At 67.4% G+C, this 14567-nt stretch carries 20 protein-coding genes; 7 read left to right on the top strand and 13 right to left on the bottom strand.

Features of this window, described 5'->3' with window-relative positions:
* The first annotated feature begins 4 nt into the window (after positions 1-4).
* The gene (locus AC0N04_RS05455; protein WP_474279471.1) at positions 5-451 is read left to right on the top strand and encodes an OsmC family protein; all 447 of its coding nucleotides are present in this window, start codon (positions 5-7) and stop codon (positions 449-451) included.
* 31 nt (positions 452-482) lie between these two features.
* On the opposite strand, the gene AC0N04_RS05460 is transcribed toward AC0N04_RS05455, so the two are convergent.
* From AC0N04_RS05460 to AC0N04_RS05475, 4 genes are all read right to left on the bottom strand, one after another.
* A complete protein-coding gene (locus tag AC0N04_RS05460) occupies positions 483-875 on the bottom strand; it encodes an ArsR/SmtB family transcription factor (RefSeq protein WP_474279473.1) in 393 nt (130 codons plus the stop codon).
* Positions 876-975: 100 nt separating this feature from the next.
* A complete protein-coding gene (locus AC0N04_RS05465; protein ID WP_474279475.1) occupies positions 976-1512 on the bottom strand; it encodes a TlpA disulfide reductase family protein in 537 nt (178 codons plus the stop codon).
* The gene (locus tag AC0N04_RS05470; RefSeq protein WP_474279477.1) at positions 1509-2507 is read right to left on the bottom strand and encodes an MBL fold metallo-hydrolase; all 999 of its coding nucleotides are present in this window, start codon (positions 2505-2507) and stop codon (positions 1509-1511) included. The genes AC0N04_RS05465 and AC0N04_RS05470 overlap by 4 nt, the downstream gene beginning before the upstream one ends.
* 106 nt (positions 2508-2613) lie before the next feature.
* Entirely contained in the window at positions 2614-2766 is a 153-nt protein-coding gene (locus AC0N04_RS05475) for a hypothetical protein (RefSeq protein ID WP_474279479.1), read from the bottom strand.
* On the opposite strand from AC0N04_RS05475, the gene AC0N04_RS05480 reads away from it, so the two are divergent.
* Positions 2759-3880: a YeeE/YedE family protein gene (locus AC0N04_RS05480; protein WP_474279482.1), complete on the top strand. Its 1122-nt coding sequence runs from the start codon at positions 2759-2761 to the stop codon at positions 3878-3880. The two genes, AC0N04_RS05475 and AC0N04_RS05480, sit on opposite strands and share 8 nt — an antisense overlap.
* 57 nt (positions 3881-3937) lie before the next feature.
* On the opposite strand, the gene soxB is transcribed toward AC0N04_RS05480, so the two are convergent.
* The 8 genes from soxB to AC0N04_RS05520 form a co-directional block, all read right to left on the bottom strand.
* On the bottom strand, positions 3938-5674 hold the full coding sequence (gene soxB, locus AC0N04_RS05485) for a thiosulfohydrolase SoxB (RefSeq protein WP_474279484.1): 1737 nt from the start codon (positions 5672-5674) through the stop codon (positions 3938-3940).
* A 59-nt stretch (positions 5675-5733) separates the two neighbouring features.
* Entirely contained in the window at positions 5734-6384 is a 651-nt protein-coding gene (gene soxX / locus AC0N04_RS05490; RefSeq protein WP_474279486.1) for a sulfur oxidation c-type cytochrome SoxX, read from the bottom strand.
* Positions 6385-6409: 25 nt separating this feature from the next.
* Positions 6410-7216 (bottom strand): sulfur oxidation c-type cytochrome SoxA, encoded by an 807-nt coding sequence (gene soxA / locus AC0N04_RS05495; protein WP_474279488.1) that lies wholly within the window; start codon positions 7214-7216, stop codon positions 6410-6412.
* Between the two features lie 76 nt (positions 7217-7292).
* Positions 7293-7604: a thiosulfate oxidation carrier complex protein SoxZ gene (gene soxZ, locus AC0N04_RS05500; protein ID WP_474279490.1), complete on the bottom strand. Its 312-nt coding sequence runs from the start codon at positions 7602-7604 to the stop codon at positions 7293-7295.
* A gap of 117 nt (positions 7605-7721) precedes the next feature.
* Positions 7722-8180: a thiosulfate oxidation carrier protein SoxY gene (soxY, locus tag AC0N04_RS05505; protein ID WP_474279492.1), complete on the bottom strand. Its 459-nt coding sequence runs from the start codon at positions 8178-8180 to the stop codon at positions 7722-7724.
* A gap of 117 nt (positions 8181-8297) precedes the next feature.
* Positions 8298-9416 (bottom strand): c-type cytochrome, encoded by a 1119-nt coding sequence (locus tag AC0N04_RS05510; protein ID WP_474279494.1) that lies wholly within the window; start codon positions 9414-9416, stop codon positions 8298-8300.
* A complete protein-coding gene (gene soxC, locus AC0N04_RS05515) occupies positions 9400-10776 on the bottom strand; it encodes a sulfite dehydrogenase (protein WP_474280496.1) in 1377 nt (458 codons plus the stop codon). The genes AC0N04_RS05510 and soxC overlap by 17 nt, the downstream gene beginning before the upstream one ends.
* Positions 10777-10845: 69 nt before the next feature.
* The gene (locus AC0N04_RS05520) at positions 10846-11154 is read right to left on the bottom strand and encodes an ArsR/SmtB family transcription factor (RefSeq protein WP_474279496.1); all 309 of its coding nucleotides are present in this window, start codon (positions 11152-11154) and stop codon (positions 10846-10848) included.
* Positions 11155-11276: 122 nt separating this feature from the next.
* Here AC0N04_RS05520 and AC0N04_RS05525 point away from each other — a divergent pair, with 122 nt between their 5' ends.
* On the top strand, positions 11277-11591 hold the full coding sequence (locus AC0N04_RS05525) for a rhodanese-like domain-containing protein (protein WP_474279498.1): 315 nt from the start codon (positions 11277-11279) through the stop codon (positions 11589-11591).
* A 10-nt stretch (positions 11592-11601) separates the two neighbouring features.
* On the opposite strand, the gene AC0N04_RS05530 is transcribed toward AC0N04_RS05525, so the two are convergent.
* Positions 11602-12207: a class I SAM-dependent methyltransferase gene (locus AC0N04_RS05530; protein ID WP_474279499.1), complete on the bottom strand. Its 606-nt coding sequence runs from the start codon at positions 12205-12207 to the stop codon at positions 11602-11604.
* Between the two features lie 176 nt (positions 12208-12383).
* On the opposite strand from AC0N04_RS05530, the gene AC0N04_RS05535 reads away from it, so the two are divergent.
* The 4 genes from AC0N04_RS05535 to AC0N04_RS05550 are packed head-to-tail and all read left to right on the top strand — an operon-like array spanning position 12384 to position 14542.
* Entirely contained in the window at positions 12384-12917 is a 534-nt protein-coding gene (locus tag AC0N04_RS05535) for a YeeE/YedE thiosulfate transporter family protein (RefSeq protein WP_474279501.1), read from the top strand.
* A gap of 1 nt (position 12918) precedes the next feature.
* Positions 12919-13542, top strand: a complete 624-nt coding sequence (locus AC0N04_RS05540) for a DUF6691 family protein (RefSeq protein WP_474279503.1) — start codon at positions 12919-12921, stop codon at positions 13540-13542.
* Positions 13543-13598: 56 nt separating this feature from the next.
* The gene (locus tag AC0N04_RS05545) at positions 13599-13841 is read left to right on the top strand and encodes a hypothetical protein (RefSeq protein WP_474279505.1); all 243 of its coding nucleotides are present in this window, start codon (positions 13599-13601) and stop codon (positions 13839-13841) included.
* Positions 13842-13876: 35 nt separating this feature from the next.
* Complete coding sequence (locus tag AC0N04_RS05550) at positions 13877-14542, top strand: DUF6969 family protein (protein WP_474279507.1); 666 nt, start codon at positions 13877-13879, stop codon at positions 14540-14542.
* Positions 14543-14567 lie beyond the last annotated feature (25 nt).

Genomic DNA, 14567 nt, shown 5'->3' on the forward strand with positions numbered 1-14567 from the left:
CCCGATGAGCGACGCCGTCGTCACTGTCCAGCTGCAACAGCAGCACGATTACCGGTTCGAGGTCCGCTTCGGTGCCGACATGCCGACCCTGCTGGCCGACGAGCCGCCCCCGCTGGGTCAGGCGCAGGGGCCCTCGCCCGTGCAACTGCTGTGCGCGGCGGTGGGCAACTGCCTGAGCGATTCTTTGCTGTTCGCGCTGCGCAAGTTCAAGCAGCAACCCGAGCCGCTGCGCTGCGAGGTGACGGCCAACGTCGGCCGCAATGCCGACAATCGCCTGCGCGTGCTGCAGATGACGGCGGCCCTCCACCTGGGCGTGCCGGCCGCCGCGCTGGAGCACCTGGACCGGGTGCTTTCCGGCTTCGAGGCCTACTGCACGGTCACGCAGAGCGTCGCGTCGGCGATCCCGGTCGAGGTCCGGGTGTTCGACAGCCTGGGCGCACGTCTCAAGTGAGCCGCAGGCGCCGACGCCGCCCCCGCGGCGATCAGCGCGCGTTGGCCGGCAGCAGCCGGTCGGTGGAGTCGATGTCGGTGTCCGGATCCAGTTCGATCGCCACCTGGGTGCAGACCGCGCGGCACAGCGTGGCCACACGCTCGCTCTGCAGGCGATAGTAGATCTGGGTGCTGTCCCGGCGCTTGCCCAGCACGCCGGCGCGGTACAGCGTCGACAGGTGCTGGGACATGTTCGGCTGGGTCGTTTCGATCTCTTCGAGCAACTGCGTCACGTTCTTTTCGCCGTTGCACAGCGCGCTGATGATCTTCAGGCGCACCGGCGTCGACAGCAGCGAGAACAACTCCGCGACGGAATCGAACACGGCGTCCTCTTCGCGGGTCTGCGTCGTCGCGGAATCGGACCCTGGGTCGGTCAGTGCGCTCATGGTGGAGTTCTGATGTGGCTACGGTGGCGACCCCAACGCAGGCCGCGGGGTCGAGGGGTGAGGGTGGGACGGCCTATTTTCCATCGTCGCGACCGCTACGCTACGCTGCATCGGCCCAATGGGCCAGTTCCTGCACGTCGTCCGCGCTCATCTCGCCGGGAATGACCTCGCGCAAGCGGCCCTGGCGATCGATCACGCAGGTCAGCGGCATCACGTGTCGGCGGGTCAGCGGGGCGCGGAGCCGTTCGGCATCCAAGGTCACGTCGAAGGTGTAACCGTGCGCCTGGAGATACGCTCGCACCGGCTCGGCCTGTCGGTCTTCGGCCACCCCGATCACGCGCAGCGGCTTGCCGCGGACCGCATCCACCAGCGACTGGATGCGCTCGTTGTGGCGATGGCAGTAGGGGCAGGTGGTGGAGAAGAACACCAGAATCAGGGCGGTGCCCCGCAGCGTGTCGAGCGGCAGGCGGGTACCGTCCAACGCCGTGACAGCCGGCAGGTGGACGAGATCACCCTTCTTCGCAGGCTCGCCCTCGTCGGCGCGAGCGCCGGCCAGATGCAACCCGGCGCCGGCAGCGAGCAGGCTCACCAGACAGCGGCGCCGGCCCACCCGCCGGTCGACAGCGGAGCCGCTCATTTGGCCTCGTTCTGCATCAGCAGATAGGTGTTGTAGGCGTTCATCCGGTTGGCCGCCTTGAACAGCGGCAGGCCGCTGAACCGGCTCCAGTCGGTTCGGTCGTAGACCTCGTCGAACGGATCCATGTTGCGTGCCGCCTCGCCCATGCTCTGGCGCAGGTAGGTCAGGTAATCGCGGGTCAGCGCCAGATCCGCCTGAGGATCGGTCGAGGCCGGGCCGTGCCCCGGCACGACGACCTTGGCGTGCATCGTCAGCATGCGCTCCAGCGCCTTGATCCAGCCGCCGCTGTCGGCTTCGCCGACGAACGGAATCCGGCCGCGGAACAGCAGGTCGCCCGAAAACAGCACGCCACGCGACGGCACGAAGATCACCAAGTCCTCGGGCGTGTGCGACGGACCGACCGGCCGGATCAGGAATTCGGTCGATCCGACCTTGAGCACCGTGTCGGCATGGATGTCGGGCACGCCGACCCAGCGATCGGCCGGCACGAGGTGGGTGTTCTCGTCGATCCAGGGCGCCAAGTCCTTGCGGCTGGCCTCCAAGCGGAGCCGCGCGGTGTCCGAGGACAGGTAATCCCGGGCGAGCACATGCGCGATGATGGTCGCGCCCAGGTCGTGAAACACCTGCAGGCCATAGATGTGGTCGGCATGGTAGTGGGTGGCGATCACGTAACGGATCGGCTGCGAGGTCAGCTTGCGGATCTCGGCCACAAGCTGACGCGCCAGCGGCGGGGAGCCGAGCGCGTCGATCACCACCACGCCGTCATCGGTGATCACGAAGCCGGCATTGGAGATGAAGTTCTGGTTCTCCGGCGACCCCAGGGCCGACTCGCCCTGCACGAAATAGACCCCGTCTGCGACCTTCTGAGGGGTCATCCGGACGCTCACCACCGGCTCCGGCGCCGCGGGCGCCGCGCCGGCCGCGCCGCACAGGCAAACCGCGACGGCCAGGCCCCAGACCAAGCGGCGGCGCAGGAAAGAAGGCAACAAAGGCATTGAATCAGCAATCAGTGATATTCGGCCACTATACGCGCAGCGGCAGGCACCTGCCAATCGAGTGACGCCCGGAATTCGGGTTCGACCCGATGGCTTGCAAGCGCCCTCAGGGGCGCCGACGACGCACCCGGGAGGACATCGCCCGGTGGCGGCCCGAATCGGCCGTCATCTGACCAATGTCAAGTCTCGACAGCGGCACAATGACCATCATCGCCGTATCGGTACGGATGAATATAGCGCCGGAATCTTTCATGCTCATCGATTTCCTGATCGCCCACCTCGGCGAGATGTGGACCATCACGCTGGCGGGCAGCGCGATCGGCGTGCTCTTCGGCTTTTTCGCCCATCGCTCGCGTTTCTGCATGCGCTCGGCGGTGATCGAGTTCGCGCGCGGCACCCGCGAGGGCAAGCTGACGGTCTGGCTGTTCACCTTTTCCACGGCCGTGCTGCTGACCCAGGCCCTGATCATGTCGGGTGCGATGGACGTGCGCGACGCGCGTCAGCTGGCGATGCGCGGCAGCATGTCCGGCGCAGCGATCGGCGGACTGATGTTCGGCACCGGCATGATCCTGGCGCGCGGCTGCTCCAGCCGACTGCTGGTGCTGGCGGCTCAAGGCAACCTGCGCGCCTTGTTGTCCGGCCTGGTGTTCGCCGTCACCGCGCAATCGGCGCTGTCGGGCCTGTTGTCGCCCCTGCGCATGACCTTGTCCAGCTGGTGGACGGTGGAAGGCGGCTCCGCCCGCGATCTGCTGGCGCTGACCGGCTGGGGCCATATCGGAGGCCTGCTGTTCGGCGCGATGTGGCTGGTGGCCGCGTTGATCTGGGCCTGGCGCCAGCGGGTCAAGTTCTGGAACTGGTTCGGAGCGATCGGCGTCGGCGTGATGGTCGCCACCGCCTGGTGGACGACCTATGCCGTGTCGCGGGCCGCCTTCGACCTGGTGATCCCGATCCAGAGCCTGTCGTTCACCGGTCCCGCGGCCGACATCCTGATGCTGGTCCTGTCGCCGCCCGGCCAGGCCCTCAAATTCGACATCGGCTTGGTGCCCGGCGTGGCCGCCGGCGCCTTTCTGTCGGCGCTGCTGTGGCGCGAGCTGAAGCTGGAGGGCTTCCAGGGCGGCCAGTCGATGCGGCGCTACATCGCGGGCGCGATGCTGATGGGCTTTGGCGGCATGCTGGCCGGCGGTTGCGCCGTCGGTGCCGGCGTCTCGGGTGCCGCGGTGTTCACGATGACCTCGTGGATGACCTTGTGCACGATGTGGGCCTCGGCCACACTGACCGACTGGCTGCTGGACCGCCCCCACGAAGACGTCGCCGTCGCGGCGGGGGTGGCGAATCCGGCGTTCGATCCGGGTGCGAGCTACGCGCGTCCCTGACGTCGCCGGCAAGGGCCGTTGCCGCGCCCGCAGGCGCCGGCCACGGCCCTGCGCGGCTCAGGCCACCATGCCGGCATTGCCGGCCATGCCGATCAGCTTGGGGGTGTTGATCGGGCGCGCCTTGACATGCCCGCCCTGGGACTTGAGCCAGGTCTCCACCACGTCCCAGACCGGCTTGACGCCGGGCGCGGTCCGCGCCGCTTCGGACACCGGCGCCCAGCCCGCCACCTTGTAGGTCTTGGAGGCGTCGATGGGCTTGCCGTTCAGTCGCATGTCGCTGATGCGCTTGCCGATCGTCTCGCCCGGCGTGCACGTGTATTGCAGCGCGCCGACACGCACCATGTCGCCGCCCTGCTGATAGTACGGATCCGGGTTGAACAGGTTGTCGCAGACATCCTCGAGGACGGTCTTGATCATCTCGCCGGACATGTCGGTGAGCGTGGCATACGGGTAGGTGATCGCGAGCTGGTCCATCATCAGCTCGCGCGTGATCACGTCGCCCGGCAGCAGCGACGTGCCCCAGCGGAAGCCCGGTGAGAACGACAAATCGGCGCCCTGCACCTCGATCAAGGCGTCGCAGATCAGCTGGTCCCAGCTGCCGTTGAAATTGCCGCGGCGATACAGCAGGCCGTCGGTGACCCCGAGCTTCTCGCTCAGCTTGGCCTCGTGGGGCTGGCGGATCTTGGCGATCAGCGCCTCCATCTCCGGGTCGGCCACCAGCTGGTTGGACAGCACCGGCAACAGGCGGTAGCGGAAATCCACCACCTTGCCGCCCTTGACGTCGAAGTCCATCACGCCCAGGAACTTGCTGTTCGAGCCGGCGTTGGTCACCAGCGTCTTGCCGCCGGCGTTGGTCACCGGCACCGCGACCGGCACGCCGTCGTGGGTATGGCCGCCGAAGATGGCATCGATGCCGCGCACCCGGCTGGCCATCTTCAGGTCCACGTCCATGCCGTTGTGGCTGAGCACCACCACCACCTGCGCGCCCTTGCCGCGGGCCTCGTCGACCATCTTCTGCATGTTCTCGTCCTGGATGCCGAAGCTCCAGTCAGCGACCATGTAGCGCGGGTTGGCGATGGGCGTGTACGGAAAGGCCTGGCCGATGATCGCGCACGGCACGCCGTTGATCTCGCGGATCACATAGGGCTTGAAGACCTGGTCGCCGAAGTCGTTGGTCTTGACGTTCTGCGCGACGAAATCGATCTTGCCCTTGAAATCCTTGTCGACGATTTCCTTGACCCGCTCCATGCCGTAGGTGAATTCCCAGTGGCCGGTCATCACGTCCACGCCCAGCAGCTTGCAGGCATCGACCATGTCCTGGCCGCTGGTCCAGAGCGACGTGGCGGAACCTTGCCAGGTGTCGCCGCCATCCAGCAGCAACGAACCCGGCCGGCTGGCCTTGAGCTGCTTGACCAGCGTGGTCAGGTGCGAAAAGCCACCGACCTTGCCGTAGCGGCGGGCCGCCTTCTCGAAGTCCAGGCAGGTGAACGCGTAGGCCAGATCGGTCCCCGGCCGCGCGCCGGCGATCTTCAGCAGGTTCTCACCGACCAGATGCGGCAGGTTGCCCTTCATCGCCCCGACGCCCAGGTTGACGCTGGGCTCGCGGAAATAGATCGGACGCAACTGCGCGTGGCAGTCCGTCATGTGCAGGAACGACACGTTGCCGAAGGTCGGCACGTCGTACAGGCCGCGCTGGGCCGTGGCCGCATCGGCGTCGGCATAGCGGCCCAGCCCCATGCCAGCCACTGACGCGGCGCTCAGCACCTGCATGAATTCGCGTTTGCTTATATTCATCATCCACCTTCGCACAAAAGAAAAAGCGCCGCGCACTGCGCGGCGCCCCGGTCAGGCCGTCAATCGGCGTTGACCGGCGATTTCGGGTCGAGCAACAAGGCCATCACGTCCTGCATCTGGGCCTGGTCCAGCAAGCCCTTGTGGCCGAAACGAGGCATGTTCGAGCAGGCGTTGTAGGCCCAGGCGTTGTAGATCTTGCCCCAGGTGTACTGGACCATCGCCGCCGACGCCGGGTCGTTCGGGTTGGTCACGCCGCGCAGCTTGCCGTAGTGGTACAGGCTGGGGCCGATCGTGCCGAACGAGATCTCGGCCTTGGTGAGCTGGTGGCAGTTGTAGCAATTGGCACCGTTGTCGCTCGGCGCGGCGCTCTTGTCCGACCAGGTCATGCCTTTGCCGCTCTGCGCCAGCTTTTCGCCGGCCTTCCAGTCGCCCAGGTACTTGCCGTCGGTGGGCGGCTTGACCGAGGCGAGCGCGGCATCCTGGATGCGCTTGGCGACCGCCGGGTCGAGCGGCTCGCCGGTCGAGCAGGCCGCCTGATCAGGCTCCTGGTTCAGGCGATCGACCGTGGCAATGCCCTTGCTCGTGAACGAACTCTTGAGCATGGACTGGAACTGGGCGTTGAAGTCGTCGCTCGACGACACGGCGGCGCAGCCCGCCAGCGCTGCAGCAGCGGCCACCAGGCCGAGGGTCAGGGTTTTGTTGCGATTCATAGGGGTCTCCGGTTCTGCTCGGGCTTCAGCGCTTGAGGGCCGGTGCGACCGACTCGGCGCCCTTGGCGTTCACGCCCATGAACTCGCTCAAGGCAATCGTCACTTCCGAGGTGTAGCCCGGATACGGGAAACGCTGCTGGCGGAAGCAGTCGTTCAGGCGTCGCTGCATGCTCCACAGTTCGCCGCTGGACACCCGGTAGGCCGGCCAGGCGCCGAAGCCAACGCCCTTGCCGGGATTGCCGCGCAGGTCCGGCAGGTCTTGCAGGCGGATGCGCTTGTCGGCCTGGCCGTGGCAGGTCGAGCAGGCGAAATCCATCGGGCCGCTGCGGTAGTAGAACGCCTTCTTGCCCAACTCGTACATGCGCTTTTCTTCGGGCGTCGACTGCGGCACGTTGATCTTCATGCCGTCCGACTCGGACGAGATCCAGGCCACCAGGGACTCGATCGTCGCCTGCTCGCCCTTGCCGAACGGGGTCTTGATGACCTCGGCCGCGGGGATGCCCTGCAAGGTCTCCATGCAGGTCAGCAGGCGGGACTCCAGGTCCTGCACCTTGTGGGTGTCGGCGAAATAGCGCGGCATCTGCACCCACGCGCCCTTGACCACGCCCGGGCCCTGGCCCAGGTCGCAGCGCTCCAGCGAGGCCGCCTTCGGACCGCGCTTTTGCTTCCACAGATCTTCGCCCTTGGCCTCGAACAGTTCGGCCGGATTGCCGTCAGCCAGCATGGCGCGGTATTCGGCAATGCCGTCCGACGCGCTTTTCTGGGCGAACACAGGGGCGGACAGCAGCGAAGCCGCCGCCACGAGCAAAGGGATACGAAGTTGAGCGAGCACGGAGTCTCCTTGGGGAAAGAGGGGCGCCTGCGCAGGGCGCCGAATGCAGGGCGGGCCCGCAGGCCCGCCAACGGGGTCAGGAAACGGTCGTTTCGTCGGTGCGCTTGTCACCCTTGATGTCGACCCAGGAGATCGACACCTTGTCGCCGGCCTTGGCACCCTTGATGAAGAACTGCAGGAACGGGTTCTTCGAGATCGACGGGCCCCATTCGGCGGTCATCACGACCTTGCCGTTCAGCGACGCGCTGACTTCCTGGATGTACCAGGCGGGCACGAGCTTGCCGGACGCGTCCTTGCGCAGGCCGGTTTCCTCTTCGTGGGCCATCAGCACCCGGACATTGGCCTTGTCGCCAGAGGCTTGAGCGCGAATGCGCATCGGATCTGCCATGTTGATTCTCCTGAAAATTCAATTCGAACGAGGGGATGGGAGTCGGCGCACAGGCTCGGCAGAAATTGCCGGCGCTATCCGTGCCGCCGACGTCCCGAAGAAGGGACCGGCGAGGCGTCAGCCGCCGCAGCCGCCCAACGTGACCTTGACTTCCTTCTGGGCGAACAGCACCTTGCCGTCGGCCATCATCGCCACGGCGTAGACGTTGGACGACTGGTTCATCTTCACGCGGGTCAGGAAATTGGCCTCGACGGCGTCGGTGACGTCGAAGGACGCAGCCAGCATGGCCGGGTTCTTCTCGATCAGGATCAGCATCTTCTTGACGCCGGGCAGCGCCGTCGACGCGCCCACCGGCACCACCGCGCCGTTTTCGGCGATGTCCGGACCGGTGATGGTGACGTCCTTGCTCTCGACCGGCGTGGCGCCGCCCATGGCCTTCATCAGATCGCCCATGGTCTTGGCGGAAAACGCCGCCTGGTTCCAGGCCGCCATGGCCTGGGAAGGCAGCAGGCCGCCAGCGGCCAGCAGGCCCGCCACGGTGGCGCTGTGGGTCATCAATTCGCGACGATTAAGCATGTAGTGCACTCCTGAAGGTGGGTGAGATCGTATCCACCTTCGGCCCTGTCCGGCCTGGGGTGAACACCATGTTGGTGAATACCCCGACCGGTACGTGCCGGGGTGTCGATGAATCGCTTATTTTTTTGCGCCGGAAGCCAGCCATTCGGCGATCGCTTTGGCATCCGCGTCGGACAGTCCTTGCGCCGGCATCGGGATGGCCCCCCAGATGCCCGATCCGCCGCTGTGGATCTTGCCGCTCAGGTAGGCCACCGCGTCCGGACGGCTGCCGTACTTGGCCGCCACGTCGCGGAAAGCCGGTCCGACGATCTTGGTGTCGACCGAGTGGCAAGCCACGCAGCCGTTCTTCTGCAACAAGGCCATCGCCCCAGGCGCGGCGGCCGCCGCCACCGGGACAGCCGCCGCGGTCGCCGGCTTGCCGGACTCCGAACCGACTGGCGTCTTGTTTTCCGGCTTGCTGGTGTCGGCACCCCGCTGCGGGCCGATCAGGCGATTCTGATCCGCCAGATTGCCGTGGGCGTTGCGCGCGAAGTCCGGCAGGAACGAGGACACCTTCACTTCGGTGGCGCAGTTCTTCATGCACGACGACCCCTGGACGTCGGGCTTGTCGGTGCCGCCCAGTTCCTTGCCCGGCCACATGAAGTGCTTGGTCGTCATGCCGTTGCGGTTGGGCAGCAGCTTCTGGACCTCGGCCATGTTGGCATCGGACAGCGTGAAGTTGTCGGGCACGATGCCGCCCATGTTGAGGATGTAGGCCACCACCGAATAGACCTCGTCGGTCGACAAGGACTTGGGCGACGTCCACGGCATCGCACGGTGGATGAAGTCCCACAGCGTCGACAAGGTGCTGAGCTTCATCAGCGTCGTGCGCTCGGGGTACGACGGATCGGTCAGGCGCGCGACATGCCCGGTCTTGATGTCTTCCTTGGTGGTGCCGCCGACGATGGGGCTGAAGAAGTCGCGCGATTCACCGAAGATGCCGTGGCAGGAGGCGCACTTGCCTTCCCACACGTCCTGCCCCGCCGACACCGTGCCGGAGCCCTTGGGCAAGCCCTTGAAATCGGGCCGGACGTCGATGTTCCAGGCAGCGATCTCCTTGTCGGTCGCAGCGCGGCCGATGCCCTCGTACGAAGCGCTTTCCTGCGGTTGGTCCACCGTGGGCTTCTTGGCCAGGCCGACGCCGACCAGCCCCAGCGACAGCGCGACGGCGACCGTCAGATCACGACAACTGAACATTCTTCACCTCGCCGTCTTCCCCCACCAGCCAGGTCTGGATGGCGTTGTTGTGATAGATCGAACGCGTGCCGCGCACGGCGCGCAATTGCCGGTAGGTGGCCTGCACCTGACCCGTCTCGTCGGTGGCCCGGCTCTGCACCAGGGCCGGCTTGCCGTCCCAGACCCAGTCGAGGTTGAAGCGCGTCAGGCACTTCGACATCACCGGACCCTGCAGGCGCGCCTCGCGCCAGTTGCGGCCGCCGTCGACCGAGACGTCGACGCGCTTGATCTTGCCGCGCCCGGACCACGCCAGGCCGCTGATGTTGTAGAAGCCCTTGTCCAGCAGCACCTGGCCGCCCGACGGCGTGGTCACGACGCTCTTGACCTCCATCGTGCTGGTGTACTGGCGCTGCATGCCATCGGGCATCAGGTCGGCATAGCCCAGCATCTCGTCCTTGGTGCCGAAGGGCATGTCGCCCACCTTGATCCGGCGCAGGTACTTGATCCAACTGACGCCCTGGACGCCCGGAACCACCAGACGCAGCGGATAGCCCTGCGCCGGGCGCAGCATCTCGCCGTTCTGCCCCCAGGCCAGCAGCACCTCGCCGCTTTCGATCAGCTCCATCGGGATGGTGCGGTGCTGGGCAGCGCCGTCGGCGCCTTCAGCCAGCACGAAGCGGCCGCGCTTGGTGTCGACGCCGCACATGTCGAGCACCAGCTTCAACGGCACGCCGGTGAACTCGCTGCACGACAGCATGCCGTGGGTGTACTGCACCGTGGGCACGGCGACGTTGCCCCATTCCATGCTGGTGTTGGCGCCGCACTCGGTGAAGTGGAAGCGCGACACCGAAGGCAGGCGCATCAACTCGTCCATCGTGAACACGTGGGGCTTCTTCACCAGGCTCGCGTCTTCGCCGTGCACCATCAGGCGATGCTTGGACGGATCCATGTCCCACCAGCCCTGGTGGTGGCGCTCGAAATGAAGCCCGCTCGGCGTGACGATGCCGAACAGCGACTGGATCGGCGCGAACGCCACGGACGACTGGGTGGTCTGCGACAGGCCCGGACTTTGCCGGCGCTGCACATTGGCCTCGTACTTCGACGGCTGGCCGTAAGGCTCGACGCCCACCCCCTGGCCCAGCGACTTGCTGTAGATGGGCAGGTTCAGGATGTTCGGGTCGCCGCCTTCGCTGGGCACCGGGTTGGATTGGGCATGGGCCACGCGCGAAGCCCCGGCCGTGACAGCGGCCGCCGCGAAGGCGCGCCTGATGAAGTCGCGCCGCCCATGGCGCGCCTCCTCCTGCACCGTCTGGATGCCGCCGGCATCCAGGTAGTTCTCCGGCGCCTTCAGCAGGCGGCCGGACAGCGCTTCCAGGCGCATCGTGTCGTCATCGGGTTGCACGAACTCTCCTCGCTCATTCGCAGGCTCGGCCTGCAGACATCACCAGACTCACCGGAGGCGCTCGGGCGCCGCCGCTTCGGTCGTCATCCATTGCGCCAGCGGACCCAGCCGGTCGGCCGCGATCCGGTACAGCACATGCACGCCCTCGCGCCGACGGCTCAGCAGCCCGCAGCGGTACAGCGTGGCCAGATGCTGGGAGAGATTGGGCTGACTGGCGCCAACGCTCTCGATCAATTGGCTGACATTCCTCTCGCCGTCGAGCAGTTCACGGACAATTCGCAACCGAACAGGCGTCGACAGCAGCGCGAACAACTCCGCAGCGCGCTCGAACACCTTGTCCCGATCCGAAGGATCCACTGATCCGCCTATTGCGATATAAGCACATGCCGATATTATGGGAACCCAGCTGACGCGAAACTGGTGAAAACACTGATTTTCGTCAAAACATTGCCCCACCCTCTGCGGTTAAGGAACCGACCATGCAAGCGACTTCTGCCACTCCGCCGGGCGCCGGCGCCACCGGCGAACCTCTGTACATCGACGTGCGCTCAAGCGGCGAATTCGGCGGCGGCTACCTCGACGGCGCGGTCAACGTGCCCCTGGATCAACTACAGCACCAGATCGGGCACGTGGCGCCCGACCGGCACCGCGAACTCGTGCTGTACTGCGCCTCCGGCGCCCGCTCGGCCTTCGCCTGCGCCGTGCTGCAGCAGATGGGCTACACCTGCGTGCGCAACGGGGGCGGGATCGGCTTGCTGGCGATGACGACGCAACGCGCACTGCGGCGCAGCTGAGCGCCGCCGCTCAGCGCCTCCCCAGCCACCGGGTCACCTGGCCCGGCCCTTGGTGCCCCGGCCCTTCGTCCAGCAGCACCTCGCCTTCCCACCCCAGCACCTCCTGCAGCAGACCATCGACGTCGGCTCGGATCTGCGCCAGCGTGTAGAGCATGTCCGGATCCTTGGGCCCACCGCTCTGGCAGGCCAGCTGGCGCGGACGAAAGGCCTCCAGGATCAGCACCCCGGCGGGCTTCAGAGCACGGGCCAGCCGTCGATGCACCTCTCGGCGGATGGCCGACGGAAGGTGCACGAAAGTCAACACCACCGCGTCGAACTGGGCCAGGGGTGGTTGCCACTCGGCAAGATCGACCCACTCGGTCCGCAGGCGCTCGGCCACGCCGCGCTCCTGGGCGAGCGCCTTCGCCTTGTCCAGGCCGCGTTGCGCGTAGTCCACCGCCAGCACCGTGTGACCCCGTTCCGCGAGCCAGACGCTGTTGCGCCCTTCGCCATCCCCGGGCACCAGCACCTGGGCGGCGGCAGGCAGGCGGCCGGCGCTCTCGCGCAGGAAGGCATTCGGCTCGGTGCCGTACTTGTATCCGGGCTCCGCGTAGCGCTGGTTCCACTGCTCTTGCATCACGTCTCTCCTGGGGCGTCCGGTCTGCGGACAGGCGCGCATGCTATGCCGGGCCGCGCCGGAGAGGCGCGCCGGGCGCGCGTTCTCGCACTGGAACATCGGGTAATCGACAAGTACGCCGAGATGTGTTTACGTATACTGTATGGGGTATTCAATTTTTGATCCACGGCAACCCCATGACAACTTCACCCACAGACCCATCCACCCGGGCGGTGCGGCCGTTCTGGTCGCCCCTGACCGCAGGCATCGCCCTCGGGCTGGTGCTGCTGATGACCTTCGTGCTCACCGGCCACGGCCTGGGCGCGACCGGCGCTTCGACGCGCCTCACCGCCTGGATGGGCACCGAGGTCGCGCCGCACGCGACCGCCGCCAACGGCTACCTCGGCCCGATGGTGCAGGACGGCAATCCGCTGCCGTCGTGGATCACCTGGCAGGTCGTCGGCGTCGCCATCGGTGCGCTGATCTCCGCGTTCTTCGCCGGCCGCTTCAGGATCCAGCTGGACGGCGCCAAGAGCGTCGGCGGCGCGCGCCGCATGCTGGCCGCGCTGGCAGGCGGCCTGGTCTCCGGCTTCGGTGCGCGGGTCTCCGCCGGTTGCACCAGCGGTCTGGGCCTGTCGGGTGCGGCCACGCTGGCGATCGCCGCGTTCGTGTTCCTGGCCACGTTCTTCGCCGCCGGCCTGCTGGCCAGCCGCTTGATCAGGGGGGTGTGACATGCTGTCCTTGCCATTGAACAGCGTCGGCATCGTCTCCGGCCTGGTGTGCGGCGGCCTGTTCGGCTACGTGCTGGAAAGCGCCGGCTTCGGCAGCCCTTGCAAGCTGACCGCGCAGTTCCGCCTGTCCGACTGGTCGGTCTTCAAGGTGATGTTCACCGCCATCGTCGTCTCGGCGACGGGCTTGTGGCTGCTCCGCCTCGCCGGCCTGATCCCGGCCGATGCGCTGTTCGTGCCGTCGGCCTACGTGGTGGCATCGGCTGTCGGCGGCGCGCTGGTCGGTGCCGGCTTCGCCGTCGGCGGCTACTGCCCCGGGACCTCGGTGGTGGGGCTGTTTTCCGGCCGGCTCGATGCGCTGATGTTCGTGATCGGCCTGTTGCTGGGCACGGTGGTGTTCGCCGGGCTGTACGGGCCCGCAGTCGAGAAGTTGCTGAGCATGGGCGACGTCGCCTCGGGCGACACCTTCTCCGATGCCTTCGGCATTCCCGACGCGGCCGTGCTGGCCCTGATGGGGGCCGCCCTGGTGGCGGTCTTCGTGCTGGGCGGACGCATGGAGCGCGCCCGGCGCGGCCCGGTGACCGCCGAGCAGGCCGTGGCCGGTGCCGACGAATCCCTCACCCGATAGGCGCGCGCCTGCGCCTTCCTTTCCGCTGAACCCGAAACCACACAAGGAACCTTCCCATGAGCAAACGTGACGCCTCCCGCCGCCTGGCCGCCGCCCTGCCCGCCCTGATGATGGCCGCGGCGCTGGTCGCCCCTGCCGCACACGCCGCCGAGGCCCCTGCCAAGGCCGCCTCCGCCACGACCAAGGCCGGCAACCCCTGCGGCCCCGCCAACCCCTGCGGCCCGGCCAAGCACAAGAAGAAGAAGGGTTCCGGCAACCCCTGCGCACCGAGCAATCCCTGCGCCCCCAAGAAGGGCTGATCCCTTCGTTCTGACCGCGCTTGCCGAGACGCCGCTTGAACCCCACCCAGGCCACCGACGCGGCGACGACATCGCCTGGCGCCGACGCTTTGCTGGCGGCGGCGGAGCGCGTCGTGTCGGTGCAGGCCCGCTACGCGCAGGCCGGCATCGGCATGGCCGAGGCAGCGCTGGGCGGCGCGCGTCGCATCGAGACCCTGCGCCACTATCCCGCCGGCGACGTGGTGGACCGGCCCCACCAGAGCCAGTTCTACTACCACGCGCACGAGTCGCGCCGCCGCCCTGCCGAGGAGCACGGTCATTTCCACCTGTTCGTCAGGCAGGGGGGAGGGGCCGATTTCTTCCATTTGGCGGGGCTGTCGCTGGACGCCCGGGGCTGGCCCTTGCGCTGGTTCACCACCAACCGCTGGGTCACCGGCGAGACGTGGGTGGACGCGGACCGCGCCATCGCCGCGCTGCCCGGGTTTCAGCCCGTGGCAGCCGGCCGGCTGGCACCGGTGGCGCGCTGGCTCGGCGCGATCACCGTGCTCTACACCCCCACCCTCGCCGCGCTGCTGCGCCGGCGCGACGCCGTGATGGCGCGCCGTCTGGCACGCACGCCGGCAAACACCCTGTTCGAGGACCGGCGCCTCGACGTGATCACCGAAACCCGGGTGTCGCTGCCGCGGCGCCTGCAACAACTGGCCGGCAACGCCCGGCCTTGAATTCCGCCCAACCCCCAGGAGACCT

It is taken from the genome of Ideonella sp. sgz306126, from assembly GCF_056032705.1.

Excerpts from the sequence above, each read along its gene's own strand:
- AC0N04_RS05455 (WP_474279471.1), top strand. The coding sequence starts at position 5 with ATGAGCGACGCCGTCGTCACTGTCCAGCTGCAACAGCAGCACGATTAC.
- AC0N04_RS05460 (WP_474279473.1), bottom strand. The coding sequence starts at position 875 with ATGAGCGCACTGACCGACCCAGGGTCCGATTCCGCGACGACGCAGACC.
- AC0N04_RS05465 (WP_474279475.1), bottom strand. The coding sequence starts at position 1,512 with ATGAGCGGCTCCGCTGTCGACCGGCGGGTGGGCCGGCGCCGCTGTCTG.
- AC0N04_RS05470 (WP_474279477.1), bottom strand. The coding sequence starts at position 2,507 with ATGCCTTTGTTGCCTTCTTTCCTGCGCCGCCGCTTGGTCTGGGGCCTG.
- AC0N04_RS05480 (WP_474279482.1), top strand. The coding sequence starts at position 2,759 with ATGCTCATCGATTTCCTGATCGCCCACCTCGGCGAGATGTGGACCATC.
- AC0N04_RS05475 (WP_474279479.1), bottom strand. The coding sequence starts at position 2,766 with ATGAGCATGAAAGATTCCGGCGCTATATTCATCCGTACCGATACGGCG.
- soxB (WP_474279484.1), bottom strand. The coding sequence starts at position 5,674 with ATGAATATAAGCAAACGCGAATTCATGCAGGTGCTGAGCGCCGCGTCA.
- soxX (WP_474279486.1), bottom strand. The coding sequence starts at position 6,384 with ATGAATCGCAACAAAACCCTGACCCTCGGCCTGGTGGCCGCTGCTGCA.
- soxZ (WP_474279490.1), bottom strand. The coding sequence starts at position 7,604 with ATGGCAGATCCGATGCGCATTCGCGCTCAAGCCTCTGGCGACAAGGCC.
- soxY (WP_474279492.1), bottom strand. The coding sequence starts at position 8,180 with ATGCTTAATCGTCGCGAATTGATGACCCACAGCGCCACCGTGGCGGGC.
- AC0N04_RS05510 (WP_474279494.1), bottom strand. The coding sequence starts at position 9,416 with ATGTTCAGTTGTCGTGATCTGACGGTCGCCGTCGCGCTGTCGCTGGGG.
- soxC (WP_474280496.1), bottom strand. The coding sequence starts at position 10,776 with ATGCGCCTGGAAGCGCTGTCCGGCCGCCTGCTGAAGGCGCCGGAGAAC.
- AC0N04_RS05525 (WP_474279498.1), top strand. The coding sequence starts at position 11,277 with ATGCAAGCGACTTCTGCCACTCCGCCGGGCGCCGGCGCCACCGGCGAA.
- AC0N04_RS05530 (WP_474279499.1), bottom strand. The coding sequence starts at position 12,207 with ATGCAAGAGCAGTGGAACCAGCGCTACGCGGAGCCCGGATACAAGTAC.
- AC0N04_RS05535 (WP_474279501.1), top strand. The coding sequence starts at position 12,384 with ATGACAACTTCACCCACAGACCCATCCACCCGGGCGGTGCGGCCGTTC.
- AC0N04_RS05540 (WP_474279503.1), top strand. The coding sequence starts at position 12,919 with ATGCTGTCCTTGCCATTGAACAGCGTCGGCATCGTCTCCGGCCTGGTG.
- AC0N04_RS05545 (WP_474279505.1), top strand. The coding sequence starts at position 13,599 with ATGAGCAAACGTGACGCCTCCCGCCGCCTGGCCGCCGCCCTGCCCGCC.